Annotated in this window: 27 protein-coding genes and 1 tRNA gene; 18 read left to right on the top strand and 10 right to left on the bottom strand. The window is 68.0% G+C overall.

Features of this window, described 5'->3' with window-relative positions; translation table 11 throughout:
* The first annotated feature begins 19 nt into the window (after positions 1-19).
* The gene (locus tag DI605_RS13470; RefSeq protein WP_293974717.1) at positions 20-892 is read left to right on the top strand and encodes a 3-hydroxyacyl-CoA dehydrogenase NAD-binding domain-containing protein; all 873 of its coding nucleotides are present in this window, start codon (positions 20-22) and stop codon (positions 890-892) included.
* A 104-nt stretch (positions 893-996) separates the two neighbouring features.
* Here the strand turns inward: DI605_RS13470 and radA are convergent, their stop codons facing one another.
* Positions 997-2,370, bottom strand: a complete 1,374-nt coding sequence (gene radA, locus DI605_RS13465) for a DNA repair protein RadA (RefSeq protein ID WP_293974714.1) — start codon at positions 2,368-2,370, stop codon at positions 997-999.
* A gap of 126 nt (positions 2,371-2,496) precedes the next feature.
* Between radA and DI605_RS13460 the strand changes: the two genes are divergently transcribed.
* The 3 genes from DI605_RS13460 to DI605_RS13450 all read left to right on the top strand — a co-directional run bounded on the left by DI605_RS13460 (position 2,497) and on the right by DI605_RS13450 (position 3,797).
* Positions 2,497-2,790, top strand: coding sequence for a hypothetical protein (locus DI605_RS13460; protein WP_293974711.1), 294 nt, complete (start codon positions 2,497-2,499; stop codon positions 2,788-2,790).
* Positions 2,790-3,464: an orotidine-5'-phosphate decarboxylase gene (pyrF, locus tag DI605_RS13455; protein WP_293974708.1), complete on the top strand. Its 675-nt coding sequence runs from the start codon at positions 2,790-2,792 to the stop codon at positions 3,462-3,464. The genes DI605_RS13460 and pyrF overlap by 1 nt, the downstream gene beginning before the upstream one ends.
* A 256-nt stretch (positions 3,465-3,720) precedes the next feature.
* Positions 3,721-3,797, top strand: a tRNA-His gene (locus tag DI605_RS13450).
* A gap of 163 nt (positions 3,798-3,960) precedes the next feature.
* Here the strand turns inward: DI605_RS13450 and DI605_RS13445 are convergent.
* Complete coding sequence (locus DI605_RS13445; protein ID WP_293974705.1) at positions 3,961-4,878, bottom strand: DMT family transporter; 918 nt, start codon at positions 4,876-4,878, stop codon at positions 3,961-3,963.
* Positions 4,879-5,055: 177 nt separating this feature from the next.
* Between DI605_RS13445 and ccmC the strand changes: the two genes are divergently transcribed.
* The 13 genes from ccmC to DI605_RS13380 all read left to right on the top strand — a co-directional run bounded on the left by ccmC (position 5,056) and on the right by DI605_RS13380 (position 15,124).
* Positions 5,056-5,772 carry a heme ABC transporter permease CcmC gene (ccmC, locus tag DI605_RS13440; RefSeq protein WP_293974703.1) on the top strand — a complete coding sequence of 239 codons (717 nt, stop codon included), beginning with the start codon at positions 5,056-5,058 and terminating at the stop codon, positions 5,770-5,772.
* 10 nt (positions 5,773-5,782) lie between these two features.
* A complete protein-coding gene (gene ccmD / locus DI605_RS13435) occupies positions 5,783-5,914 on the top strand; it encodes a heme exporter protein CcmD (RefSeq protein WP_367120053.1) in 132 nt (43 codons plus the stop codon).
* 11 nt (positions 5,915-5,925) lie between these two features.
* Positions 5,926-6,381: a cytochrome c maturation protein CcmE gene (gene ccmE, locus DI605_RS13430; RefSeq protein ID WP_293974920.1), complete on the top strand. Its 456-nt coding sequence runs from the start codon at positions 5,926-5,928 to the stop codon at positions 6,379-6,381.
* Positions 6,378-8,336, top strand: a complete 1,959-nt coding sequence (locus DI605_RS13425; RefSeq protein WP_293974700.1) for a heme lyase CcmF/NrfE family subunit — start codon at positions 6,378-6,380, stop codon at positions 8,334-8,336. Before ccmE ends, DI605_RS13425 begins: the two co-directional genes overlap by 4 nt.
* A complete protein-coding gene (locus DI605_RS13420; protein ID WP_293974697.1) occupies positions 8,333-8,884 on the top strand; it encodes a DsbE family thiol:disulfide interchange protein in 552 nt (183 codons plus the stop codon). Before DI605_RS13425 ends, DI605_RS13420 begins: the two co-directional genes overlap by 4 nt.
* Positions 8,885-8,997: 113 nt before the next feature.
* On the top strand, positions 8,998-9,342 hold the full coding sequence (locus tag DI605_RS13415) for a cytochrome c-type biogenesis protein (RefSeq protein ID WP_293974918.1): 345 nt from the start codon (positions 8,998-9,000) through the stop codon (positions 9,340-9,342).
* A complete protein-coding gene (locus DI605_RS13410; protein ID WP_293974694.1) occupies positions 9,339-9,965 on the top strand; it encodes a cytochrome C biogenesis protein in 627 nt (208 codons plus the stop codon). Before DI605_RS13415 ends, DI605_RS13410 begins: the two co-directional genes overlap by 4 nt.
* A gap of 137 nt (positions 9,966-10,102) precedes the next feature.
* Positions 10,103-10,843: a Crp/Fnr family transcriptional regulator gene (locus DI605_RS13405; protein WP_293974692.1), complete on the top strand. Its 741-nt coding sequence runs from the start codon at positions 10,103-10,105 to the stop codon at positions 10,841-10,843.
* Positions 10,844-10,986: 143 nt separating this feature from the next.
* The gene (pstS, locus tag DI605_RS13400; RefSeq protein WP_293974689.1) at positions 10,987-12,033 is read left to right on the top strand and encodes a phosphate ABC transporter substrate-binding protein PstS; all 1,047 of its coding nucleotides are present in this window, start codon (positions 10,987-10,989) and stop codon (positions 12,031-12,033) included.
* Positions 12,033-12,977, top strand: coding sequence for a phosphate ABC transporter permease subunit PstC (pstC, locus tag DI605_RS13395; protein WP_293974686.1), 945 nt, complete (start codon positions 12,033-12,035; stop codon positions 12,975-12,977). The genes pstS and pstC overlap by 1 nt, the downstream gene beginning before the upstream one ends.
* A complete protein-coding gene (gene pstA / locus DI605_RS13390; protein WP_293974683.1) occupies positions 12,977-13,819 on the top strand; it encodes a phosphate ABC transporter permease PstA in 843 nt (280 codons plus the stop codon). The genes pstC and pstA overlap by 1 nt, the downstream gene beginning before the upstream one ends.
* 23 nt (positions 13,820-13,842) lie before the next feature.
* Complete coding sequence (gene pstB, locus DI605_RS13385) at positions 13,843-14,634, top strand: phosphate ABC transporter ATP-binding protein PstB (protein WP_293974916.1); 792 nt, start codon at positions 13,843-13,845, stop codon at positions 14,632-14,634.
* Between the two features lie 40 nt (positions 14,635-14,674).
* On the top strand, positions 14,675-15,124 hold the full coding sequence (locus DI605_RS13380) for a hypothetical protein (RefSeq protein WP_293974680.1): 450 nt from the start codon (positions 14,675-14,677) through the stop codon (positions 15,122-15,124).
* Positions 15,125-15,174: 50 nt separating this feature from the next.
* Here the strand turns inward: DI605_RS13380 and DI605_RS13375 are convergent, their stop codons facing one another.
* From DI605_RS13375 to DI605_RS13340, 8 genes are all read right to left on the bottom strand, one after another.
* Positions 15,175-15,498: a polyhydroxyalkanoic acid system family protein gene (locus tag DI605_RS13375; RefSeq protein ID WP_293974677.1), complete on the bottom strand. Its 324-nt coding sequence runs from the start codon at positions 15,496-15,498 to the stop codon at positions 15,175-15,177.
* Entirely contained in the window at positions 15,495-16,826 is a 1,332-nt protein-coding gene (locus DI605_RS13370; RefSeq protein WP_293974674.1) for a sorbosone dehydrogenase family protein, read from the bottom strand. The genes DI605_RS13375 and DI605_RS13370 overlap by 4 nt, the downstream gene beginning before the upstream one ends.
* Positions 16,827-16,884: 58 nt before the next feature.
* A complete protein-coding gene (locus DI605_RS13365; RefSeq protein ID WP_293974671.1) occupies positions 16,885-17,760 on the bottom strand; it encodes a hemolysin family protein in 876 nt (291 codons plus the stop codon).
* Between the two features lie 8 nt (positions 17,761-17,768).
* Positions 17,769-18,278, bottom strand: coding sequence for an rRNA maturation RNase YbeY (ybeY, locus tag DI605_RS13360; RefSeq protein ID WP_293974668.1), 510 nt, complete (start codon positions 18,276-18,278; stop codon positions 17,769-17,771).
* Positions 18,279-18,440: 162 nt separating this feature from the next.
* Positions 18,441-19,439 carry a PhoH family protein gene (locus DI605_RS13355; protein ID WP_293974665.1) on the bottom strand — a complete coding sequence of 333 codons (999 nt, stop codon included), beginning with the start codon at positions 19,437-19,439 and terminating at the stop codon, positions 18,441-18,443.
* A gap of 172 nt (positions 19,440-19,611) precedes the next feature.
* The gene (gene msrB, locus DI605_RS13350) at positions 19,612-20,061 is read right to left on the bottom strand and encodes a peptide-methionine (R)-S-oxide reductase MsrB (protein ID WP_293974914.1); all 450 of its coding nucleotides are present in this window, start codon (positions 20,059-20,061) and stop codon (positions 19,612-19,614) included.
* Positions 20,062-20,144: 83 nt separating this feature from the next.
* Entirely contained in the window at positions 20,145-21,308 is a 1,164-nt protein-coding gene (locus DI605_RS13345) for an ABC transporter permease (RefSeq protein WP_293974662.1), read from the bottom strand.
* Positions 21,305-22,216: an ABC transporter ATP-binding protein gene (locus tag DI605_RS13340; protein WP_293974660.1), complete on the bottom strand. Its 912-nt coding sequence runs from the start codon at positions 22,214-22,216 to the stop codon at positions 21,305-21,307. The genes DI605_RS13345 and DI605_RS13340 overlap by 4 nt, the downstream gene beginning before the upstream one ends.
* 151 nt (positions 22,217-22,367) lie before the next feature.
* Here DI605_RS13340 and queG point away from each other — a divergent pair, with 151 nt between their 5' ends.
* A complete protein-coding gene (gene queG / locus DI605_RS13335) occupies positions 22,368-23,492 on the top strand; it encodes a tRNA epoxyqueuosine(34) reductase QueG (RefSeq protein WP_293974657.1) in 1,125 nt (374 codons plus the stop codon).

The following is a 23,492-nucleotide window of genomic DNA, read 5'->3' as shown; positions in this document are numbered from 1 at the left end:
CTAAGGGAATCGGGTATCCATGAAGATCGTCGGCATTGTCGGTGCGGGGCAGATGGGGGCGGGCATCGCCCAGGTTTCGGCGCAGGGCGGCATCCGCGTGCTCCTGTCCGACGTTTCGGAGGAGGTCGCCGCCAGGGGCAAGGCTGGCATCGTCCGCCAGCTCGATCGGCTGGTGGAAAAGGACAAGATCACGGCGGCGGCGCGCGATGAGGCGGCGCGCCTGATCGAGCCGATCGGGGCGCTGGACGCGATGGCCGAGGCCGATATCGTGATCGAGGCGGCAACCGAGCGGGAGGCCGTGAAGCGCGCCATCTTCGAAAATATCGGCAGGGTGCTGGGGCAGGACGCGATCCTCGCCAGCAATACTTCGTCCATTTCGATCACGCGGCTGGCGCAGGCGGCGCCCGATCCGGCCCGCTTCATCGGCATGCACTTCTTCAATCCCGTGCCGCTCATGGCCCTGCTGGAACTGATTCGGGGCCTTGGCACCGGTGATCGCGCGGTGGAGGTGGCCGAGGCGTTCGGCCGCGCCGTCGGCAAGACGACGATCGTCGCTGCCGACCGGCCCGGATTCGTCGTCAATCGTATCCTGCTGCCGCTGATCAACGAAGCGTGCTTCGCGGCGGGGGAGGGGCTCGCCTCCATTCCCGATATCGATGCCGGGATGAAGCTGGGCGCGGGCCATCCGATGGGGCCGCTCACGCTCGCCGATCTGATCGGGCTGGATACGGTGCTGGAGATATTGCGCGTGTTTCAGGCCGATTTCGGCGACCCCAAATATCGCCCCGCGCCGATCCTGATGAAGCTGGTGGAGGCCGGCTGGCTCGGTCGCAAGACCAAACGCGGCTTCTACGATTATACGGGCGAAACGCCGGTGCCCGTGCGCATCTGAGGGCGGGGGGCCGCGCCCCCGCGCACGCGGGGGCCGGAGCGCCCGGATTAGCGTATCGCGTTCATCGCCTCGGTTCCCTGCGCGCGCGGGGAGCGCAGAGGGCGCTACCGCCCCAGCACGTTATCCACCAGCGCGCCCAGTGTGGCGAAACCTGAAAGCCGCATGCCCTTGCCGTCCGTCTTGGTGGAGGCGGGGGCCAGCGCGCGGCCGAATCCCAGCTTGGCGGCCTCCTTCAGGCGCAGCGCGGCATGGCCCACCGGCCGCACCTCGCCGGAGAGCGCGATCTCGCCAAATGCCACCGCGTCCGCCGCGATGGGGCGTTCCGACAGGGCCGAGACGAGCGCCGCCGCCACTGCCAGATCGGCGGCCGGATCCTGGATGCGATAGCCACCCGCCACGTTCAGATAGACTTCCGCCGTCGAGAAGCTGAGCCCGCAGCGCGCCTCCAGCACGGCGAGAATCATCGCCAGCCGGCCCGAATCCCAGCCCACCACCGCGCGACGCGGCGTTGCCCCGCTGGCCAGCCGCACCACGAGCGCCTGTATCTCCACCAGCACGGGCCGGGTGCCCTCCATCGCGGGAAAGACGGTCGCGCCGGCAATGCCGTCCCCCCGTTCGGTAAGGAACAGGGCAGATGGATTGGAAACCTCTTCCAGGCCTTTCTCGGCCATGGCGAAGACGCCGATCTCGTCCGTGCCGCCGAAGCGGTTCTTCACGGCGCGCAGGATGCGATATTGGTGGCTGCGCTCGCCTTCGAAGGCCAGCACCGTATCCACCATATGCTCCAGCACGCGCGGCCCGGCGATCGCGCCATCCTTGGTGACGTGCCCCACCAGGATCAGCGCCGTGCCACGCTCCTTCGCGTAGCGGATCAGTTCCTGCGCGGAGGCGCGCACCTGCCCGACAGTGCCCGGCGCGCCCTCGATCAGATCCGAGTGCATCGTCTGGATCGAATCGATCACGAGCAGGGCGGGCGGCGCGCCCGCATCCAGCGTGGTGAGGATATCGCGCACGGAGGTGGCCGATCCCAGCTGCACGGGGGCGTGGCCCAGCCCCATGCGTCGGGCGCGCAGGCGCACCTGATCGGCAGCCTCCTCGCCCGAGACATAGGCCACGCGCGCGCCACCCGCGGCCAGCTTTGCTGCGGCCTGCAGCAGCAGGGTGGATTTGCCCACGCCCGGATCGCCGCCGATCAGCGTCGCGGATCCCGCCACCAGGCCGCCACCCAGCGCGCGATCCAGCTCCGCCATGCCCAGCGAAAGGCGCGCGGGCAGCGCCACGTCCGCATCCAGCCCCGAAAGCGCGATCGTCCGCCCGCCGGAGCGAAGATCATGCTTGGCGGCGAACGGAGTCACCACGCCGCCGCCGGCTTCCTCCACCAGGCTGTTCCATTCGCCGCAATCGACGCATTGCCCCTGCCAGCGCGACGTGGCCGATCCGCAGGCCTGGCAGACGTAACGGCGATGCGGTTTGGCCAAGGCCGGCTCCTGGCGAACATTGAACGAAGCAAGAACATATCGGCCGGAGCGCAGGCTTGCAACCTTATGCTGCGCTATGATCGTTCCGGGGTCGCCATCCGCGTCGAAGCGCGATAGGGTGGCTGCATGGGCTTCCTGAGAACGCTCTTCTGGATCGCGATCACTGTCGTCGTCGTGGTCTTTTCGATTCACAACTGGACGTCGGTGACGCTGGATCTCTTCGGCGGGCTGAAGGCCGACGCCAAATTGCCCGTGCTGCTGCTCATCGCCTTTTTGCTCGGTTTCGTGCCGCTCTACATCTGGCATCATGTGCAGCGCTGGCGCTATCAGCGCCGCATGACCGAACAGACGCGCCTCGCCGCCACCCCGCCCGCATCGCCTTTGCCGCAGGATATCGCCGCGCCCGCGGAGCCCTTCTGATGGGCAGCCGCATCTATGTCGCGCTCGATACGCCCGATCTCGGCCGTGCGCTGGCGATTGCCGGGCGGGTGCGCAATCATGTCGGCGGGCTCAAGCTCGGGCTGGAATTCTTCGTGGCGAACGGCGCCGCCGGCGTGCGCGAGGTGGCGGCGCTGGGCCTGCCCATCTTCCTCGATCTGAAGCTGCACGACATTCCGAATACGGTCGCCAGTGCCGTGCAGGCGCTCCACCATCTTTCGCCGGCCATACTGACGATCCACGCATCGGGCGGTCGCGCGATGATGGAGGATGCCAAGGCCGCCGCACCGCCGGGCACGAAGGTGGTGGGCGTCACGGTGCTGACGAGCCTCGATGCCGCCGATCTGGGCTCGATCGGCGTTGCCTCGGAACCATCCTCGCAGGTCGCGCGCCTTGCCGATCTGGCGGCGGAGGCGGGGCTGGATGGCATCGTCTGCTCCGGCGATGAGGTGGCGGCCGCGCGGGCGCGCTGGAAGCACGGCTTCTTCGTCGTGCCCGGCGTGCGGCCGGCCGGCGGCGAGGTGGGCGATCAGAAGCGCGTCATCACGCCGCGCGCCGCGATCGATTCGGGTGCCTCGATCATCGTGGTGGGACGCCCGATCACCAAGGCGGTGGATCCCGACGCCGCGGCCCGCGCCATCGCCGCCACGCTCTAGGCAGGGCCGGCGGCCCGTGCCGGCTCGCGAAGCGGGCGTGCCGAGGATCTCTCTCCATCCGGATTCGCACTGCCTGCGAGCGTGCTGGCCGCCATATTGTCTGCCGAAGAAGCATGCGATCCGGGCGGGCGTGGGCAGTGGTGCCGCAGGGCCACAGGAAGGCGGAAGTGGCGGAAGCGGAAGATCGCGCGATCGGCGCGGCTTGACCGGGCGCCCCAGTCGACCGTAAGGGCGTCGCCGCCGACGGGCATGTGCGGCGATCGTAGCTCAATTGGTTAGAGCGCCGGTTTGTGGTACCGGAGGTTGCGGGTTCAATCCCCGTCGATCGCCCCAGCATTTCCAGTTGCCGATCGGCGTTTCGGGTGCCGCTGCGGATCGGGGCAAGCCCGCCAGCCGGCCATGATCTCCACAAGGAATCGCTTCGTCCCCCATGGCGCTGCGGGCGCTGGATCCATCGCGGGGAAGAGCCGTGGACGGGATCGGCCATGCGGGCCTTTCAGCCTTCAGCCGTCGCCAGCGCCTGCTTCGGTTCCTGCCCCTTACGATGCTCGCGATAGGCGGTGTAGATTCCGCTGGCAGCGATCAGCGCCGCGCCGCACAGCGCGCTTCCCGTGGGCGGGGATGCGAAGATCATCCATCCGATCAAGGTCGCCCAGAGGATCTGGAGATAATCGAACGGCACGACGCTGGAGACGGGCGCGTAGCGCAGCGAACTCGTCATGCTGATCTGGGCCGCCCCGCCGCACAGGCCACCGCCGATCAGCAGCGCATAGGTGATCGGATCATGGATGTGGCCGAAGATCGGCAGCAGCGCGCCGCCCACGACGGCGCCGAACGTGGTGAACCAGAAGACGATCGCCGCCGTATGCTCCGTCTTGCCGATCTGGCGCAGCGTGATCATCACCGCCGATGTGGCGAGTGCCGCCGCGATCGCCAGCGCGACGCCCAGCGGGGCGAAGCCGGCGCCGCCCGGCCGCACCACCAGCATCATCCCGGCAAAGCCGATCGCCACCGCCACCCAACGATGCGGGCCGATCCTTTCGTGCAGCAGGGCGGCCGAAAACAGGGTGGCGAAGATCGGCGCGGTATAGGTGATCGTGGTCGCCTCGCCGAGCGGGAGCAGCGAGAGCGCACCGAAGGTGCAGAACATCGAAATCGTGCCGATGATCGATCGGGTGAGATGCGCGATCGGCCGGCGCGTGGCCAGATGATCCAGGCCTGGCCCGGCCAGCGTCCAGAGGAAGACGATCGGCAACGCGCCGATGCTCCTGTAGAACATCATTTCCACCGTATCGGCACCGCGCCCGCTCGCCCCCTTCAGCAATGCGGCCATGAAGGCGAAGCAGGTCGCGCTGACGATTCGCAATCCCATCCCCAGCAACGGGCGATCGGGGGGAAGAGCGGCGGCGGACATGATCGAGCGCTTGGCCGCTGGCGCCCGCTTCCGCAAGCGATGGGACGGGCCGGTGCCACATTACGGGGCGCGGATAGCCGTAGGGCCGCCGGTTCGGCCCTGTCGAACCAGACTTTAGGCAGCTTTCCTCCGGGCGGCGCTTATACTATCCGGCACTCAGCCCTCTTCGGACGCTTGATGCATCGCTTCGCCAATCCCGCGCGCTTCCTCGCCATCGCCCGCCCGCTGACCGCCTGGTTCGGCTGGAGCGGGGCGCTGCTGATCGCGGTCGCGCTCGTCGGCGGGCTCGTCATCACGCCTTCCGATTATCTGCAGGGGCAGACGGTGCGGATCATGTACATCCATGTTCCCGCCGCCTGGCTCGGCATGGCGGGATGGTCCGGCATCGCGGCGGCCAGCTTCGCCCAGCTCGTCTGGCGCCATCCGCTAAGTTCGGTCGCGGCGCGCGCGATGGCCGTGCCGGGCGCGGTCTATGCCGCCGTCTGCCTCGCCACCGGATCGATCTGGGGGCGGCCCACCTGGGGCACATGGTGGGAATGGGATGGACGGCTCACGTCGATGCTCGTCCTGTTCTTTCTCTATATCGGCTATGTCGCGCTCGCCAATGCGGCGGGGCGCAGCCCCGGTGGCCAGCGCATCACCGCGATTTACGGCATCGTCGGCGCGGTGAACCTGCCGGTGATCCATTATTCCGTCCTGTGGTGGCGCACGCTGCATCAGGGGCAGAGCATCGGCCTGTCGGGCACGTCGATCGATCGTAGCCTGCTGTGGCCGCTGCCGCTTTCGGCGCTGGGCTTCACCCTGCTGTTCGGCGCGATCGTGCTGATGCGGATGCGGGCGCTGCTGGCGGATGCCAAGGTCGAGGCACGGATGAAGAGGCTCGCGACGGCATGAGGATGGTTCGATGATCGGGGGCTGGCCCTTCGTGATCGCCGCCTATGCGGTGGCGATCGTCGCCACGCTCGGCCTGGTCGGCTGGGCCTGGACAGCGCTGCGCCGCGCCGAGGCCCGCGCGGAGCGGCTGCGGGATCGGTGATGGCAAGCGGGATGAAGGCCAAGCACCAGCGTCTGACGCTGGCCCTGCTCGCGGTGGCGGCGCTGATCGGCGCGGCCCTGCTCGCCATGTCCGCGCTCAAGGATCAGGCCGCCTATTTCTACACGCCGAGCGATGCGGCGCGCGATCATGTGGCACCCGGCCGTGCCGTGCGGCTGGGGGGCATGGTCACGAAGGGATCGATCAGCCGGCTGCCCGATGGCGTCACGATCCGCTTCCTCGTCACCGATGGCGCCGCGACCGTGCCGGTGCGCTTTTCCGGCATCGTGCCGGCCCTGTTCAAGGAAGGATCGGGCGTGGTCGCCGATGGGCGCTTCGATTCCTCCGGCCAGTTCGTGGCGGACCAGATCCTCGCCAAGCATGACGAGCGCTACATGCCGCCGCAGGTGGCGGGCGCGATGCACAAGAGCGGCAGCCTGGAAGCCGACGGGAAGGCCAAGGCGCAGTGATCGCCGAAGCCGGCCTCGCGGCGCTGTGGCTGGGCGCGGCGCTCTGCGCGCTGCAACTGGTGCTGGTGATCCTCTTCCTCCGATCGCCGCTCGGCGCGGATGCGGACGGCGGGGGTGCGGAGGCAGGGCAGATCGGCCGCGCCATCCGCCCCGTCGCGGTGGCGCAGGGGCTGCTCACCTGCATCGCCTTCGCGCTTCTGATCCTGCTGTTCGTACGGGTCGATCTTTCGGTGCTGCTCGTGGCGCAGAACGATCATAGCGAGAAGCCCTTCCTCTATCGCTTCGCCGCCTCCTGGGGGAATCACGAAGGTTCGATGCTGATGTGGGTTTCGATCCTGTCGGTGGCGGGCGGCGCGGTTGCGCTGCTGGAGCGGCGGCTGAACGAGCGCACCCTGATCGCCACGCTGGGCGGGCAGGCGGCGATCGGCCTCGGCTTCTATGCCTTCCTGCTTTTCGCCTCGAATCCCTTCGCGCGCCTCTCGCCGCCGGCGGTGGAGGGGCAGGGGCTCAATCCGCTGCTGCAGGATCCGGGCCTCGCCTTCCATCCGCCGACGCTCTACATCGGCTATGTCGGGCTTTCGGTGGCCTTCTCCTTCGCGATCGGCGCACTCGTCACGCGCGATGTCGGCCCCGCCTTCGCGCGCGCGATGCGGCCCTGGGTGCTCGGCGCGTGGATCTTCCTCACCATCGGCATCACCGCCGGCAGCTACTGGGCCTATTATGAGCTGGGCTGGGGCGGCTGGTGGTTCTGGGATCCGGTGGAGAATGCCTCGCTCATGCCGTGGCTGGCGGCGACGGCCCTGCTGCATTCGGTGACGGTGCTGGCCACGCGCGACGGGCTGCGCGCCTGGACGGTGATGCTGGGAGTCGTCGCCTTCTCGATGAGCATGGTGGGCACCTTCCTCGTCCGGTCTGGCATCCTCACCAGCGTGCATGCCTTCGCGGTCGATCCGCGCCGGGGGAGCTTCCTGCTGGGCCTGCTCGCGCTTTATATCGGCGGCGCGCTGATCCTGTTCGCGCTGCGCGTCGGCACCGTGCGGGAAGGCTCGCGCTTCGATGCGCTCAGCCGCGAGGGCAGCCTCGTGCTCAACAATCTGCTCCTGTCGGTGATCCTGGGCATCGTGCTGGTCGGCACGCTCTATCCGCTGATTCTGGAAGGCGTGACGGGTGAGAAGCTCTCGGTGGGGCCGCCCTATTTCAACAGCGCGGCGGGGCCGCTGGCGCTGATCCTCGGCGTGGTGATGGTCGCGGGGCCGCTGATGCGGTGGCGACGCGAGGATATGAAGCCGCTGCTGCGCCGGCTCGCCCCGGCCGCCGCGCTCGTCCTTGTCGCGCTGGTCGCCACGAAGATCGCGGCTCCCGCCATCGGCATCCTGCCGCTGCTGGGGCTCGGCCTCTCGTTCGGGATCGTGCTGGGCTCGATCGAGCCGCTGATCGGGCGCAATCTGCGCCGCACCCCGCTTTTCACCTGGGGCATGGTGATCGCGCATCTCGGCATCGGCGTGGCGCTGGCGGGCATGGCCTGCGACAGCGCCTTCACGGCCGAGCGGCTGGTGGCGGCCTCGGTGGGGGACAAGGTGGCCGTCGGCCCGTGGCGTGTCACGCTCACCAGTGTCACGCCCGGCTTCGGCGCCAACTGGACATCGATGGAAGCGGTGCTGGAGGCATCGCGCGGGGGCGGCAAGGTGATGCTGCGCCCGCAGGCACGCTATTATTGGGCGCCGCCGACCGAGACGAGCGAGAGCGCGATCCTCACGGCCTGGAACGGCCAGCTCTATACGGTGCTGGGTGCTCAGGCCGAGGATGGGCGCTGGCAGCTGCGCCTGTGGTGGAAGCCTTTCGTCACGCTCATCTGGGCGGGCGGCGGCCTCGTGGCGCTGGGTGGCGCGCTGGCCCTTGTCGGCCGCCTGCTGCGCGAGCGGCGTTCGGCGAAGAACCGGGAGGCTCTGGCATGAACGCGCCCGATGGCGCCAGGCGCCGCCCCTGGCTGCTGTGGGTGCCGCTGGTGGGCTTCATCCTGCTCGCCACCATCTTCATCATCGGGCTGCGCAAGCCGGACGATCCCACGATCACCTCGAAGATGATCGGCGCGCCCTTGCCCGCCTTCGCGCTGCCGGCCGCCACGCCGGGCGTGCAGGGGCTTTCCAGCGCGGATCTCGCGACGGGCACGCCCCATCTCGTCAACATCTTCGCCAGCTGGTGCGTGCCGTGCGCGGCCGAAGCGCCGCAGCTGGAATTGCTCGCGAAAAACAATGTGCCGATCGTCGGCATCGCCATCCGCGATCGTCCGGATGACGTGGCGGGCTTCCTCGCCCGCTATGGCAATCCCTATGCCCGCATCGGCAGCGATGTGACCAGCAAGGTGCAGATCGCGCTCGGCTCCTCCGGCGTGCCGGAGACGTTCGTGGTGGATGGCAAGGGCGTGATCCGCCTCCAGAAGATCGGCCCGATCATGCCGCAAGACATGGCGGACGTGCAGGCGGCGCTGGAGGAGGCACGGTGAGGGGCGTCCGTTCGATCGCGCGTGCGCGCGCTCCGTGGCCGGGCGTGGCGCTCGCCGCCCTGTCGCTCGTTCCGCTGTCGTCCGTGCCCGCGCCCGTCCTTGCCGCCAGCACCATGCCTTCGGCGCCGCTCGCCAACGAGCAGCTTCCCGATCCCGCGCAGGAGGCGAAGGCCAAGGCGCTGATGGAAACGCTGCGCTGCCTCGTCTGCCAGGGCCAGTCGATTGCGGACAGCAATGCCGATCTCGCCGCCGATATGCGCAGCCTCGTCCGCCAGCGCATCCAGGCGGGCGAACAGCCGGAGGAGGTGCGCGCCTGGCTGATCCGGCGCTACGGCAATTGGGTATCGTACAAGCCCGAGCTTGGCGCGGACACGGCGATCCTGTGGGTCGCGCCGCTCATCCTGCTCGCCATCGGCGGCGTGATCGCGCTGGGCAGCCTGAAGCGGCGGCGGCGATGAACGGGTGGATCATCCTCGCGGCGCTGGCCCTCCTGCTGGTCGGTGGCCTGTGGATCGCGATCCGGCCCGCCCGCACCGTGGGCGAGCTGATCGCGGCGGCGCTGCTCGTCGCGCTCGCCGGCTATGCCTGGCAGGGCAGTCCGTTGCTTCCCGGCCGCCCGACCGGCCCGCGCGACAATCGCGCCGCGCCGCCCAATCTCTTCGCCGAGGAACGCGGCCGCTGGCTGGAGCAGGTGGGTGTCGACGCGCAGGCGCTGGATGCGTCGGATGGCCTGATCCGCAGCGGCGATCCGGCCTATGCGGTGGGCATATTGCGCGCCGCGATCGAGCATCGCCCCAAGAGCGTGATGCTCTGGATCGGGCTCGGAAATGCCATATCCCAATATGCGGATGGCATGGTGACGCCTCCTGCGCGCTACGCTTTCCAGCACGCCTCCCAGCTTGCGCCGGACAGCCCGGCGCCGGCCTATTTTCTGGGGCTGGCGCTGGCCCAGTCGGGCGATCTGGATGGCGCGGAGCAGAGCTGGCGCGGCCTGCTTTCCCGGGCGCCGGCGGCTGCCCCGTGGCGATCGGATGTGGAGCAGAAGCTGGCGGCGATCGAGCGGGCCAGGAACCTCCGCTAGAAAGCGCTTAACATAGAGCAAGTCGTTGGCTTTACGGAATGAATTCCGCGCGGGGGGCTTGTTTGGAGGGGGCCGCGCGCGCTAGACGGGCAGGGTAATTCCGCCGTCGGGGGCCACCTTTTGTCGATCCTTCCGCTGTGACCAGCGACCCACGTTTCGCGCCCATCGGCCCGCTCATCGACAGGCTGCGACGCTCCGATACGATCTCGGATACGGAAATCGCCGCTTTGGCCGCCGTCATCACCGAATGCCGCGATTATCCCAATCGCGCCACGGTCGCGCGGCCGCACGAGCATCTCGAAAAGAGCCAACTCTTGGTGGAGGGATTCGTCGCCCGCCAGACCGAGCTTCCCAATGGCCGGCGGCAGATTTTGGCCATTCATGTGCCGGGCGACTTCCTCGATCTTCATGGTCTGCTGCTGAAGTCGCTCGATCATGAGGTCGTCACTTTGTCTCCGGCGAGGCTGGCCGAGGCGCCGCACCCGCTGCTGCGCGAAATGACGAGCGAGCATCCCCATCTTGCGCGCCTGCTGTGGTTTTCCACGATGGTGGATGCCGCGATCCACCGGGAATGGATCGCATCGCTGGGGCGCACGGCCGTGGGGCGGATCGCGCATCTCCTGTGCGAATTGCAGATGCGGCTCGAGGTGGTCGGCCTCGCGGATGCGCACGGCTTCGCGCTGCCGCTCACGCAGATCGACATTGCCGATGCCACCGCGCTTACGCCCGTTCATGTGAATCGCACGCTGCGCCACCTGCGCGAGAATGGCATCGTCGATTTCCGCGCGGCGACGGTTTCGATCGGCGATCTCGCGGCGCTGCGCCGCCTCGCCGGCTTCTCGTCCGATTATCTCTATCTGGAGCGCCAGCCCCGCTGAGGAGCGGCCTGCTTGTGCGACAATGCGGTGGACAGGCTGGCGTTGTCACATAATTGTCATAGAAGCGACCCAGAGCGGTCGCCGGGGGCCGATACCACCATCGCCCCGGCCGCAGCCGCTGCCGAAGACACTCTGGGGACGCAATGCTGCCGACGCGCCTGTGCTTGCTTGCCCTGCTGCTGTTGATCGCAACGGCGTCCGGCGCGGCGCAGGCGATCACGGTGGCGGGCGCCGGCGCGACCTTTCCCGCGCCGGCCTATGCGAAATGGGCCGAGGCCTATCGCGCGCGGACGGGGGTGAGCGTCAATTATCAGGCGATCGGATCGGGTGGCGGCATCAAACAGGTTAAGGCCGGCACCGTTGCCTTCGGTGCTTCGGACAAGCCGCTGCGCCCGCGCGATCTGGCGGCGGCGGGCCTCTATCAGTTTCCGACGCTGGTGGGCGGGATCGCGCCGATCGTGAATCTGCCGGGGGCCCGATCGGGCCAGATACGGCTGAGCGCGGAAGTGCTGGCCGATATCTATCTGGGCCGCGTCCGCCGCTGGAATGCCCCCCCGATCGCCGGGCTGAACCCCGGCATGCGCCTGCCCAATCTGCCGATCACGGTGGTTCACCGGTCGGATGGATCGGGCACGACCTTTCTCTTCACCTCCTATCTCGCTCGTCGCAGTGCCGATTGGGCGGCGCAGGTGGGGGCAAGCGATGCAGTCGCGTGGCCGACGGGGCTGGGCGGAAAGGGCAATGACGGCGTTTCGGCCTTCGTGAAGCAGACGAAGGGCTCGATCGGTTATGTCGAATATGCCTATGCCAAGCAGAACGGATCGACGGTGGTGGCGCTGCGCAATCGCGCCGGCCGCTTCGTGATGCCGGGCGCGCCGGCCTTCGCTGCCGCCGCCGCCAGCGCCAACTGGCTGCGCAGCCCCGGCAATCATGTGCTGCTGCTGGATGAACCAGCGCCGGATGCATGGCCGATCGCGGGTGCCACCTTCATCCTGGTGCCGCGCCATCCTGCCGACGGGCAGGAGGTGCGCGAGGCGCTGGGCTTCTTCGCCTGGGCCTTTTCCCGTGGCGATGCGATGGCCGCCGCGCTGGATTTCGTGCCCATTCCCGCGAAGGTGGAAACCCTCCTGATCCGGCAATGGCGATGGCTCGGCCTGACGGGCGGCGCATCTGCGGGGGGCGTGCGCTGATGGCGAGCCTTTCCACGGGCGGCCCGATCGAGCGGCAGGGGGCGGGCGAGGCGCTGTTTCGTTTCGCCTGCGCCGCCGCCGCGACCTTGCTGATGTCCGCGCTGGCGGGCATGGTGGTGAGCCTCGTCATCGGCGGCTGGCCGGCCTTCCGCAGCTTCGGCCTCGGCTTCCTCTTCAGCGCCACCTGGAATCCGGTGACGGAGATTTATGGCGCGGCCGGGCCGATCGTGGGCACGCTGCTGACCGCCTCGATCGCGCTTGCCTTCGCGCTGCCGCTGGCGCTGGGCGTCGCCATCTTCCTGGTCGAATTCTGCCCGGCCACGCTGGCGCCGCCGGTCGCCGTCGCGATCGAACTGCTCGCCGGCATCCCCTCGATCGTTTATGGCATGTGGGGCCTGTTCGTGCTGGCCCCCTGGTTCGCCGAACATATCCAGCTGCCGATCGCGCTTTCCACCGAGCCGGGCAGCTGGGCCGACGCCTTCTTCTCCGGCACGCCCAATGGCGCGAACATCTTCACCGCCTCGCTGGTGCTGGCCGTGATGATCCTGCCTTATATGGCGGCCGTCTTCCGGGAGCTTTTCCTCACCGTGCCCCCGCAGGTGCGCGAGGCGGCCTATGGGCTCGGCTGCACGCCGCTGGAAGTGGTGCGATCGATCACCATTCCCTCGGTGAGGCGCAGCATGATCGGCGTCATCATGCTGGGGCTCGGCCGCGCGCTGGGCGAGACGATGGCCGTCACCTTCATCATCGGCAATGCGCATGCCATGCCGCGTTCGCTGTTCGATGGCGGATCGACGATCGCCTCCACCATCGCCAACGAATTCACCGAGGCGACCGGCGCGCTGCACGAAGCCTCGCTCGTGGCGCTCGGCCTGATCCTGTTCCTGATGACGTTCGGGGTGCTCGCGCTGGCGCGGATGCTGTTGCGGACGGGAGAGCGCTGATGCGGACGCGCGCGGCCGAACGCAAGCTCGCCAACGCGATCTTCGTGGCGCTGTGTGGCCTGGCGACGGCGATCGCGCTGGCCCTGCTGATCGCGATCCTGTGGACGCTCGTCAGCAAGGGGCTGGGCGGCATCGGCATGGCGCTGTTCACGGCCGATCAGCCCGCGCCGGGATCCACCGGCGGGCTGCGCAACGCGATCGTCGGATCGCTCATCATGTGTGGCATGGGGATGGTTGCGGCGCTGGTCGTCGGCATTCTCGCGGGGACGTGGCTTGCCGAATATGCGGCCGGCACGCGCACGGCCGCGATCGTCCGCTTCCTGAACGACGTGCTGCTCTCCGCGCCCTCCATCCTCGTCGGCCTGCTCGTCTATGAGCTGCTGGTGGCGCCCTTTCGGGGCTTTTCGGGCTATGCCGGCGCGGTGGCGCTGGCTTTCGTGGCGACGCCGATCGTGGTGCGGACGACCGAGGATATCCTGCTGCTGCAACCGGCCGCCCTGCGCGAGGCGGGGATGGCGCTGGGCGCGGGCCGGGCGCTCGTGATCCGCCGCATCGTATGGCGCGCGGCGCGCACCGGCCTGCTCACGGGCGGCCTGCTCGGCTTTGCGCGGATCAGCGGGGAGACGGCGCCGCTGCTGTTCACCTCGCTTGGCAATCAATTCTACAATGCCGATCCGGCACAGCCGATGGCGAGCCTGCCGACCACCATCTTTCAATTCGCTCTGTCCGCCTATGACGAGTGGCAATCGCTGGCCTGGGCTGGCGCGCTGCTGATCGCGGTGGCGGTGCTCGCGGTGAATATCGTGGGCCGTATCCTGGCCCGGGAGAGCCACCTGTCGTGACGATGACGCCGATGCCCGATCAGATGAAGCCCGCCGACCGGCCCGTTACGGAGCCGGATCCCGCCACCGTGGTGCTGGAGGCGCGCGGCCTGGATTTCTATTACGGGCAGACGCAGGTGCTGTTCGGCGTCGATCTTGCTGTCGAACGCAACCGGATCACCGCGCTGATCGGCCCTTCCGGCTGCGGCAAATCCACGCTGCTGCGCGCGCTCAACCGGATCTATGCCCTCTATCCGGGCCAGCGTGCTGAGGGCTCGATCCGGCTGGATGGCGTGGATGTGCTGGCCTCCACCGATCTCGCGGCGCTGCGCGCGCGGATCGGCATGGTGTTCCAGAAGCCCACGCCCTTCCCGATGTCGATCTACGACAATGTGGCCTTCGGGGTCCGCCTCCATGAGCGCAAGAGCAAGGCGGACATGGATGTGATCGTCGAGCATGCCCTGCGGCGGGCGGCGCTGTGGGATGAGGTGAAGGATCAGCTTGCCGGCTCCGGCCTTGGCCTTTCTGGGGGGCAGCAGCAGCGCCTGTGCGTCGCCCGGGGCCTCGCCGTGAGCCCGCAGGTCCTGCTGCTCGACGAGCCGGCTTCGGCGCTCGATCCCATCTCCACCGCCAAGCTGGAACAGACCCTGTTCGAGCTGAAGCGCGATCTCACGATCGTGATGGTGACGCACAATCTACAGCAGGCCAGCCGCATCTCCGATCATACCGGCTTCATGTATCTCGGCCGGATGGTGGAATTCGGCCCCACCGACGCGCTCTTCTCCAAGCCCCGCTCGACCCAGACCCGCGATTATCTGACCGGTCGCTTCGGATAAGACGAGGGCACCAGCGCCTGCTTCGCGCGTTTTATCCGGCATGGAGAGAAGCTGGGCCTTGCAGGGCGCGATCGGCGCGGCATTGTTTGCCGGCAGCGTGATCCTGCTGCTGCCACCCACACACACCAAGGCGAACTGGACGAGCGCTGCCTATACGCCGCCGGCGGGCGTCCGCGATCGGCCCGCTCTGGAGATGTCGGCGGCGGCGCCGGTCGCTCCCGTCCGGTCCTTGATGGATGCGCCGCCGGCCGAGCCCGCCACCTATGCCCGCCCGGATCGCTGGGACGATGCCGTCACCGACGAGGCCACGGAGCGCGAGATAGCCATTGCGGAGGCTGATCGCGCCTATGGCGAAGGCTATGCCTGGGCTTCGGACAGGGATGTCGAGGATGCGCGGGAATGTCGCAGGCTGGAAGGGCCGGCCGCGGGCGGATGCCGCGATTATGTCGCCAGCCTGACGCCCGGCGAGGATGACGACCGGGAATTCTGATCGTCGTCAGCGGCAAGGGGAGGGAAATGATACGAGAGGGCGGAGCCGGCTCAGGCCGATCCGCTCTTGTCCTCCAGCATCCGTGTGCCGCCTTCCTTCACGGCCGCCTCGATCGCGCCCGAAAAGAAGCCCAGCATCGCCGGCAGCATCAGATGGACGCGCACATAGGCCTCCTCCACCTCCAGGCTGGCGGCGATTTCCTGGCCCATCGCCTTGATGTTCAGGATCATCTCATTCTCGCCCGGCCAGGCGGACTGCACCTCCGCGAAGCCGCCGGGAATGTGGCCGGCCAGATCGCCCACGCGCGCCTTCATCCGATCGCGCGCGCCGGCGCGGCCCAGCCGGTGCGGCACGTCGATCGTGAGCGGCGTCATTTCGCGCTCACCCGCCACACGGCGTTGCCGACATCGTCGGCAACCAGCAGCCCGCCGGTGCGATCGACGACCACGCCCACCGGTCGCCCGCGCGCCTGCTCGTTCTTGTCGAGAAAGCCCGACAGCACGTCGATCGGCAGGCCCACGGGGCGTCCGTTCCGGAAACGCACGAAGATCACCTTGTAGCCGGAGAAAGGCTTGCGGTTCCACGATCCGTGCTGGCCGATGAAGGCGCCGCTCGCGAAATGGGGGCCGAGCCTGGCGCCTTCGGAGAAAGCGAGCCCCAGGGAGGCTGTGTGCGGCCCCAGCGCATAATCCGGCCGGATCACATATTGCTGGAGGTCCTGATCGTCCTCTTCCTTGGGCCGGGTATCGGGCAGGCCGCCCCAATAATACCAGGGCCAGCCGTAGAAGCCGCCGAACTGCACCTCGGTGAGATAATCGGGGACGATATCGGAGCCCAGTTCGTCTCGCTCGTTAACGACCGTCCACAGCACCTTGCGGGTGGGCTCCCAGGCCATGCCATTGGGGTTGCGCAGGCCATAGGCGTAGATGCGATGTTCTTTCGTCTGGAGATCCACCTCCAGGATCGCGGCGCGCTCCTTCTCCACGGCCATGCCGCGTTCGCCCACGTTGGAATTCGATCCCACCGTCACGTACAGCAATTTGCCGTCGGGGCTGGCGATGATGTTCTTGGTCCAGTGATGGTTGATCGGGCCGCCCGGCAGATCAATCAGCTTCACGGGCTTCGCATCGATCCTGGTCTGGCCGGGCGTGAAGGGCACGCTCACGATCGCATCGGCATTGGCGATGTAGAGCATGGGGCCGACCAGCGCCATGCCGAAGGGCGAATTGAGCCCGGAGAGCAGCACCGAGCGGCTCTCCGCGATCCCGTCGCCATCCTTGTCGCGCAGCAGGGTGATGCGGTTGGCGCTCTTCGTGCCCGCGCCCGCGCGCGCCATGACGAGGCCCTGCACCTTGGCCTTGATGCCCTTATTGTCCTCGGGCTTGGGTGGCGCGTTGGTTTCGGCCACCAGAACATCGCCATTGGGCAAAGCGAGCAGCCAGCGCGGATGATCCAGCCCGGTCGCGAAGGGCTGCACCTTCAGGCCCGGCGCGGGCGTCGGCATCTCGCCCGGCTTCCAGCCCACGGCCTTCGCGACATGGACGAGCGGCACCAGCCCGGTATGGATCGAATCCAGCTTGGGTTTCGTGCCCTGTCCCGCCGTGATGTCGAGCCGGGCGCGCTGGTTGCGCACGGTGAAATAGAGGCCCGCCGCCGATGCGACGATCAGCAGGCCGACGAGGATGAGGATGCGCTTCAGCATGGCGGCGTAACGTTCCAGAAAGCGAAAGGTGGCCGGATGGCGAAAAGGGGCGGGCGGCTCAGGCCGGCTCCACCGGCGGGTGCAGGCGCAATCGCTCCACCCGGCGGGGATCGGCGGCGATCACCTCCAGCTTCCACCCGCTGGGATGCGTCACTGTCTCGCCCTGCTGCGGCACATGGCCGGCGAGCACCGAGGCGAGGCCGCCGAGCGTATCCACATCCTCCTCGATATCGGCGAGGCGCGGATCCACGGCTTCGGCCACCTCTTCCAGTTCGGTACGGGCGTCCGCATCCCATGCGCCATCGTCGAGCGGCACGAGCATCGCCATCGGCGTCTCGTCATGCTCGTCCTCGATCTGGCCGACGATTTCCTCGACGATATCCTCGATCGTGACGAGCCCTTCCGTGCCCGAATATTCATCCAGCACGATCGCGAGATGGGTGCGCGTCGCCCGCATTTCGGCCAGCAGATCCAGCACGCCCATCGATTCGGGCACGTAGCGCGGCTGGCGGATCAGGCCCGCCAGCGTTTCGGGCGGCTCCTGCCCGTTGGCGAGGATGGCGAACACGTCCTTGACGTGGATCATGCCGATCACATGATCCAGATCGTCTTGGAAAATGGGGAGGCGGCTGTGCCCGGCTTCAGCGAACACCTGCACCAGTTCGGCGAAGGGCGTGGTATCCGGAACCGCTATGATGTCGCCGCGCGTGACGCCTACGTCCCCGGCGGTGCGATCCCCGAAATCCAGCAGGTTGCGCAGCATCTGGCGCTCCGCGACCGAAAGGTCTCCCTTGGCCGGCGCGCCATGATCCTGTTCCTCATGCTCCTCGATCGCTTCCGCAATCTGGTCGCGAAGCGTCGGCTCGGCCTCGTTGCCGAAGAGCAGGCCGCGCAGGCCCGCCCACAATCGGCCGCCGTCATTCGCCTCAGCCATGGTCGCTCTCAGGCCTCCCGCACCACATAGGGATCCGCGATCCCGAGCGTGGCGAGCGCCGCGCGCTCCAGTTCCTCCATGTGATCGGCCTCGGCCTCTCCCTGCTCATGGTCATAGCCTAGCAAATGGAGCAGCCCGTGGACAATCAGATGGGTCGCATGATCCGCGATCGAGGCATGCTTCTCCGCCGCCTCAGCCGCCGTCACGCCATAAGCCAGCACGATATCGCCCAGCAGCACCTCGCCATCGTCGCTGTTGGTCAGACCCTCGATCATGTCGGCCTGCACCATCGGGAAGGAGAGGACGTTGGTCGGCTTGTCTTTCTGGCGATATTCGCGATTGAGCGTGCGCACCTCCTCATCGGAGGTGAAGAGCACCGAAACCTCGGCGGTGTACCGCGCCCGGGCGATGCCGGCATAGGGGCTCGTCGCGAGCGCCGCGGCGACGGCGCGTGAGGCCAGCGCCTCCCAGTCCGCTTCGGGCCACGGTTCCTCTACGGCGGTTTCTACATGGATCATGCGTCGCCTCGTAACGGCTGAGGAAGGATCATCCAAACGATAACCGGCGGGCGAGACCGCGCGATGGGCCGCCGCCATGGCCGGCCGCCCGTTTCGCAAAAGCCCGGATCGCGCGACGAACGACCTTCCCGCACCTGAGCCGGAGTTGTGATGCCAGTCCGATCAGGCGTCGTCCGGCCCCTCATAGGCCTGCACGATCTTGCCCACGATCGGGTGGCGCACCACGTCCGCCGCGCCGAAGCGGATCGTCGCGATCTCGCCTATGCCCTCCAACCGGTTCACCGCGTCCGCGAGGCCGGATTTGCCGATATCGGGCAGATCGATCTGGCGGGGATCGCCGCACACCACCATCCGGCTGTTCTGGCCGAAGCGGGTGAGGAACATCTTCATCTGCGCGGGCGTGGTGTTCTGCGCCTCGTCGAGGATCACGAACGCGTCGGAAAGCGTGCGGCCGCGCATAAAGGCGATCGGCGCGATCTCGATCTCTCCGCTCGCGATGCGGCGCTCCACCTGTTCGGCGGGCAGCATATCGTAAAGCGCGTCGTAAAGCGGGCGGAGATAGGGATCCACCTTCTCCTTCATGTCGCCGGGCAGGAAGCCAAGCCGCTCGCCGGCTTCCACCGCCGGGCGCGACAGGATGATGCGCTGCACCGATCCCTGGATCAGCTGCTGCACCGCCTGCGCGACGGCGACATAGGTCTTGCCGGTTCCCGCCGGGCCGAGCGCGAAGATCAGATCGGCCGATCCCAGCGCCTCCATGTAGCGCGCCTGGGTGGGCGATCGCGGCACGATCGTCTTCTTGCGCGTGCGGATCATCACCTGCGGCGGGGCCGATACGTCGTTGCGGATGATGCCGTCCAACGTGGGTTCGGAAGACATCTGGATCACCGCATCCACCATGCCGGCATCGACATCCTCGCCGCGCACGATGCGATTGTAGAGGCCGGACAAAACATCCCGCGCGCGGCCCGCCTGTTCGGCCTCTCCCTCGATCTGCAGCTTGTTGCCGCGCGCCGAGATATAGACACCCAGCCTGTGCTCTATCGCTATGAGATTCTTGTCATATTCGCCGAAAAGGCGGCCCAGCAATTGTGGGCGTTCGAAGGTGATTTCCAGGCGGGCACTGTCGCCTGCGCGGGCGGGGACTGGCTTGCGGCTCATCTGGTCCTTTAAGGCACGAGTCGGAATGGAATGTGGGCCGTATGTGTGACGATTGCCAGCATGATCTGGCCCGGGCGCTCCGGAACGTCCCACTGTGGGATGCGCGACACACCCACCGCCGCGCGCGCCGGCAGCGCCATCCCGGATGGAGCCCGGATGACCGAAACAGCCCTCAAGCCCGTCCGGCCGTGAAGGTCATCGCCACGCCGTTCATGCAATAGCGCTTGCCCGTCGGCTGTGGCCCGTCGTCGAAAACGTGGCCGAGATGGCCGCCGCAGCGCCGGCAATGCACCTCGGTGCGCGGCACGCCGATCTCGAAATCGGTCTTCGTCCGAACCGCGCCGGGCAGCGGCGCATAGAAACTGGGCCAGCCGGTATGGCTGTCATATTTGGTGCGCGACGAGAAAAGCGGCAGCGCGCAGCCTCCGCAGGCGAAGATGCCCGCGCGATGCTCCTCGTTCAGCGGCGAGGAAAAAGGGCGCTCTGTGCTGGCTTGGCGCAGCACGGCATAAGCGGGCGGCGACAATTTCTTCCGCCATTCGGCATCGGAGAGGGTGACGGCATATTTCGTCTCCACGGCGCCGCCGCGCGACGTCCACAGCAGGGCCACGGCAGAAGCCATGCCCATCGCTCCGATCGCCTCTCGCCGCGTCACCCGCATTCCTTCTCTCCTCGCTCCTTCAGGTAATTACGTTGGAAGCGGGCTCAAGGTTTCGCGATCGCGCCCCGGCCGGATTTAAGGACGTTGCGGCGAAACATCCGCGCGCCGATCCGAATCATCAGCGCCAGCGCGGCGAGCTGCCACAGCAGCGCCAGAGCGTGGGGCCAGAGCGCGGGAAACTGCGCCGCGCGCGACATCATCGCGAAGGGAGACGTCCAGGGGATGATCGCGGCGAGCCATCCCACGGCGCCGAAAGGCTCGGGCACGGCGGCCGAGGCGAGGCCGAAGACGAGCAACTGCCCCATCGTGAGCGGCATGGAGAGGGTCTGCACCTCGCGCACGCTGCCTGCCTGCGCGCCGACGCCCAGATAGAGCGCGCCGATCAGCAGATAGACGGTCGCGAAATAGAGAATGCCCAGCAGCAGGAAGGCCGGCCAGCCGACGGCGGGCGGAGCGAGCGCCCATTGTGGCGGCAGGAAGCCCGCCGCGATCACGCCCGCGCTCGTCCAGATCGCGACGCCGGTGAGGGAGACGCCGAGCATGCCGATCAACTTGCCGAGGAAGATGGCGTCGATCGGCACGGCGGCGGCCAGCAGCTCGATCACCTTGGAGGATTTCTCCTCGACCAGATTGGAGATCATCATGCCCGCGAGCAGCATCGTGAGGAAGAAGAGCACGAACTGCGATCCGCGCGCGAGATCGATGCGGCCATCGTCGCGGCGGCTGCCGCCATGGCCATCCTCGCGCCCCTCGTCCGCGCGCGTGACGATCCGCACTGGCGGGGGCAGCGCCTTGCCCAGCGCCCGCGCCGCGCGCGCCTGATCCACGATCAGGCCGATCCGCCCGGACAGGCGGGGCAGGGCGCTTGCCGGCGCGGAAAGGGTAGGGGTGTCCAGCGTGCCGGTCAGTACCGGCTGATCGCCCCGCTCGCCCGCGCGCTGGAGCCGGGGCAGGGCGCCGTCGCCCAGGCGATCCGCCAGCGCCGCGCGTGCCGCGATCAGTGCCTCGGCATCGGCGCGTGCCATGATGAGCTGGACGGACCGGCCGGCCGGCGGCCGCGACTGGCTGGCCATGATCGCGCCATAGCCACCACCGAGAAGCAGGGGCAGAAGCGGCCCGATCAGAAACAATATGAATGTTTTGGACCAGACTGTTGCCACATAATCCCGGCGCGCAATCACCCAGGCGGAGCGCAGTAGGCGGCTCATGCGGCCGGCTCCGGCTCGGGCTCCGCGCCGACGATCGCCACGAAGGCGTCGTGCAGGCTCGGCGGTTCGATGGCGAGTGTCTCTATGCCCGCTTTGGCGTCGATCAGCGCGGCCAGCAGCGGCTCGATCCCGTCCTGGGGAAGCTGGAACGACCACGCCCCGTCCCGAAAGGCGGCATCGGCCGGAAGCGCCGCGCGCCACGGCCCGTCCATCATCTTCGTGGCGAGGCGGACCCGCGACGGCAGCCGCGCCCGCGCCGCGGCGATCTCGCCCTCGAAGCGCACCTCGCCGCCGGCGATGATCGCGATCCGCTCGCACAGCCGCTCGGCATGGGCGATGACGTGGGTGGAAAAAAGGATGGTCGCGCCGCCCGCCGCCTGCGCTCGTATCAGCCCCTCCAGCCTTTGCTGGTTGATCGCGTCGAGCCCGGAAAAGGGCTCGTCCAGCACGATCAGGCGCGGATGATGGACGATCGTGCCCAGCAGCTGCACCAGCTGCGCCATGCCCTTGGAGAGCGTGCGGATCGGGCGATCGGCGGGCAGGCCATGCTCTGCCAGCAGCGCGATCGCGCGTCGCCGCCCCTCGGCCAGAGGCAAGCCCCTGAGCGCGCCCATGAAGGCGATCGCCTCGCGCGCCGTCATCCCCGGATAGAGGCCGCGTTCCTCGGGCAGATAGCCCACCTGCGGCGCCACCGAGAGCGGATCCTTCGCACCCAGAATGCGCCGCTCGCCGCCATCCGGATCGATGATGCCCAGCAGCATGCGCAGCGTCGTCGTCTTGCCGGCGCCATTGGGGCCGAGAATGCCGTAGATGCTGCCGGCCGGCACAGACAGGTTCACGCCGCGTACGGCCGCCACGCCGCCAAATGTTTTGGCGAGGGCGATGGCGCTGATGGCGGGATCGGGCATGGGCGGCGGCTCATAGCTCCACTTCGCCCCGTCGCGCCAGCGCCGTATCCCGCCCGTCCCGTTCCTTTCCCCGCCTGATCCGGCACGCTCCTGCCGATCATGCCGGGAAAGATCGGGATGACGGGCCTGCGAAAATGCTAAAGGCGGCCCCATGTCCCATGTCGACAGCCTCGAAAGCCGCCTGAAGGAGGAGGCCGCCCGCCTGGGTTTCGTCCAGTGCGGCATTGCGCGCGTGCCGGCGGAATGGCTCGCGGGTGGGCGGCTCCATGTCTGGTTGGGCGAGGGGGCGCATGGCGAGATGGGCTGGATGGCGGATCGGGCCGATCAGCGCGCGCATCCGGCGGCACTGTGGCCCGAGGCCAGATCCGCGATCATGCTGGGCATGAGCTATGCGCCGCCCGCCGATCCGATGCTGCTGGCGGAAGAGCGCGGCATGGGCCGCATCTCGGTCTATGCGCAGGGCCAGGATTATCATGACATCGTCAAGAAGGCGCTGAAGGCGCTCGCCCGCTGGCTGGTGGCGCAGGGCGAGGCGCTCCAACTCAAGGTGTTCGTGGATACGGCGCCGGTGATGGAAAAGCCGCTCGCCATGCTCGCGGGGCTCGGCTGGCAGGGCAAGCACACCAATGTGGTGAGCCGCGAGCATGGCAGCTGGCTGCTGCTGGGCGCGATCCTCACCGATCTGGAGCTGGCGCCCGATCCCCCGGCCGAGGATCGCTGCGGATCCTGCGATGCCTGCCAGAGCATATGCCCGACCCAGGCCTTTCCCGCACCCTACAGGCTGGATGCGCGACGTTGCATCTCTTACTTAACGATCGAGCATAAGGGGCCGATTCCAAAAGAATTTCGGGATTCGATCGGCAATCATGTCTATGGCTGCGATGATTGCCTTGCCGTCTGTCCGTGGAACAAGTTCGCCGCGACGGCGCATGCCCATCTCGCCTTTCGCGGCCGCGCCGAATTGCAGGCGCCGGACCTCGCTGATCTGCTCGCGCTGGACGACGCCGCCTTCCGGCAGGTGTTTGCGGGCTCCCCGATCAAGCGGATCGGGCGTGCGCGCATGGTGCGCAACGCGCTGATCGCGGCGGGCAATAGCGGCGATCCCGCTTTGTCTTCGATCGTGGAGCGCCTGCTGGACGATGAGGCGCCGGTGGTGCGCGGCGCGGCGATCTGGGCGCTGGCCAGGCTGGATCGGCCGCGCGCATGCGCCGCGATCTGGCGGATGGATCGGGAAGAGGATGCCGACGTGATCGGCGAATGGCGGGCGCTGGCCTAG

The sequence above is a fragment of the Sphingomonas sp. genome, assembly GCF_003248515.1.
In the GTDB taxonomy this organism is placed as follows: Bacteria; Pseudomonadota; Alphaproteobacteria; order Sphingomonadales; family Sphingomonadaceae; genus Sphingomonas_I.
This window is presented reverse-complemented; position numbering and strand designations above follow the sequence as displayed.

Coding starts and splice junctions, on each gene's coding strand:
- DI605_RS13470 (WP_293974717.1), top strand. CDS start 20: ATGAAGATCGTCGGCATTGTCGGTGCGGGGCAGATGGGGGCGGGCATC.
- DI605_RS13460 (WP_293974711.1), top strand. CDS start 2,497: ATGGGCTTCCTGAGAACGCTCTTCTGGATCGCGATCACTGTCGTCGTC.
- pyrF (WP_293974708.1), top strand. CDS start 2,790: ATGGGCAGCCGCATCTATGTCGCGCTCGATACGCCCGATCTCGGCCGT.
- DI605_RS13445 (WP_293974705.1), bottom strand. CDS start 4,878: ATGTCCGCCGCCGCTCTTCCCCCCGATCGCCCGTTGCTGGGGATGGGA.
- ccmC (WP_293974703.1), top strand. CDS start 5,056: ATGCATCGCTTCGCCAATCCCGCGCGCTTCCTCGCCATCGCCCGCCCG.
- ccmD (WP_367120053.1), top strand. CDS start 5,783: ATGATCGGGGGCTGGCCCTTCGTGATCGCCGCCTATGCGGTGGCGATC.
- ccmE (WP_293974920.1), top strand. CDS start 5,926: ATGAAGGCCAAGCACCAGCGTCTGACGCTGGCCCTGCTCGCGGTGGCG.
- DI605_RS13420 (WP_293974697.1), top strand. CDS start 8,333: ATGAACGCGCCCGATGGCGCCAGGCGCCGCCCCTGGCTGCTGTGGGTG.
- DI605_RS13415 (WP_293974918.1), top strand. CDS start 8,998: ATGCCTTCGGCGCCGCTCGCCAACGAGCAGCTTCCCGATCCCGCGCAG.
- DI605_RS13410 (WP_293974694.1), top strand. CDS start 9,339: ATGAACGGGTGGATCATCCTCGCGGCGCTGGCCCTCCTGCTGGTCGGT.
- pstS (WP_293974689.1), top strand. CDS start 10,987: ATGCTGCCGACGCGCCTGTGCTTGCTTGCCCTGCTGCTGTTGATCGCA.
- pstC (WP_293974686.1), top strand. CDS start 12,033: ATGGCGAGCCTTTCCACGGGCGGCCCGATCGAGCGGCAGGGGGCGGGC.
- pstA (WP_293974683.1), top strand. CDS start 12,977: ATGCGGACGCGCGCGGCCGAACGCAAGCTCGCCAACGCGATCTTCGTG.
- pstB (WP_293974916.1), top strand. CDS start 13,843: ATGAAGCCCGCCGACCGGCCCGTTACGGAGCCGGATCCCGCCACCGTG.
- DI605_RS13380 (WP_293974680.1), top strand. CDS start 14,675: ATGGAGAGAAGCTGGGCCTTGCAGGGCGCGATCGGCGCGGCATTGTTT.
- DI605_RS13375 (WP_293974677.1), bottom strand. CDS start 15,498: ATGACGCCGCTCACGATCGACGTGCCGCACCGGCTGGGCCGCGCCGGC.
- DI605_RS13370 (WP_293974674.1), bottom strand. CDS start 16,826: ATGCTGAAGCGCATCCTCATCCTCGTCGGCCTGCTGATCGTCGCATCG.
- DI605_RS13365 (WP_293974671.1), bottom strand. CDS start 17,760: ATGGCTGAGGCGAATGACGGCGGCCGATTGTGGGCGGGCCTGCGCGGC.
- ybeY (WP_293974668.1), bottom strand. CDS start 18,278: ATGATCCATGTAGAAACCGCCGTAGAGGAACCGTGGCCCGAAGCGGAC.
- DI605_RS13355 (WP_293974665.1), bottom strand. CDS start 19,439: ATGAGCCGCAAGCCAGTCCCCGCCCGCGCAGGCGACAGTGCCCGCCTG.
- msrB (WP_293974914.1), bottom strand. CDS start 20,061: ATGGCTTCTGCCGTGGCCCTGCTGTGGACGTCGCGCGGCGGCGCCGTG.
- DI605_RS13345 (WP_293974662.1), bottom strand. CDS start 21,308: ATGAGCCGCCTACTGCGCTCCGCCTGGGTGATTGCGCGCCGGGATTAT.
- DI605_RS13340 (WP_293974660.1), bottom strand. CDS start 22,216: ATGCCCGATCCCGCCATCAGCGCCATCGCCCTCGCCAAAACATTTGGC.
- queG (WP_293974657.1), top strand. CDS start 22,368: ATGTCCCATGTCGACAGCCTCGAAAGCCGCCTGAAGGAGGAGGCCGCC.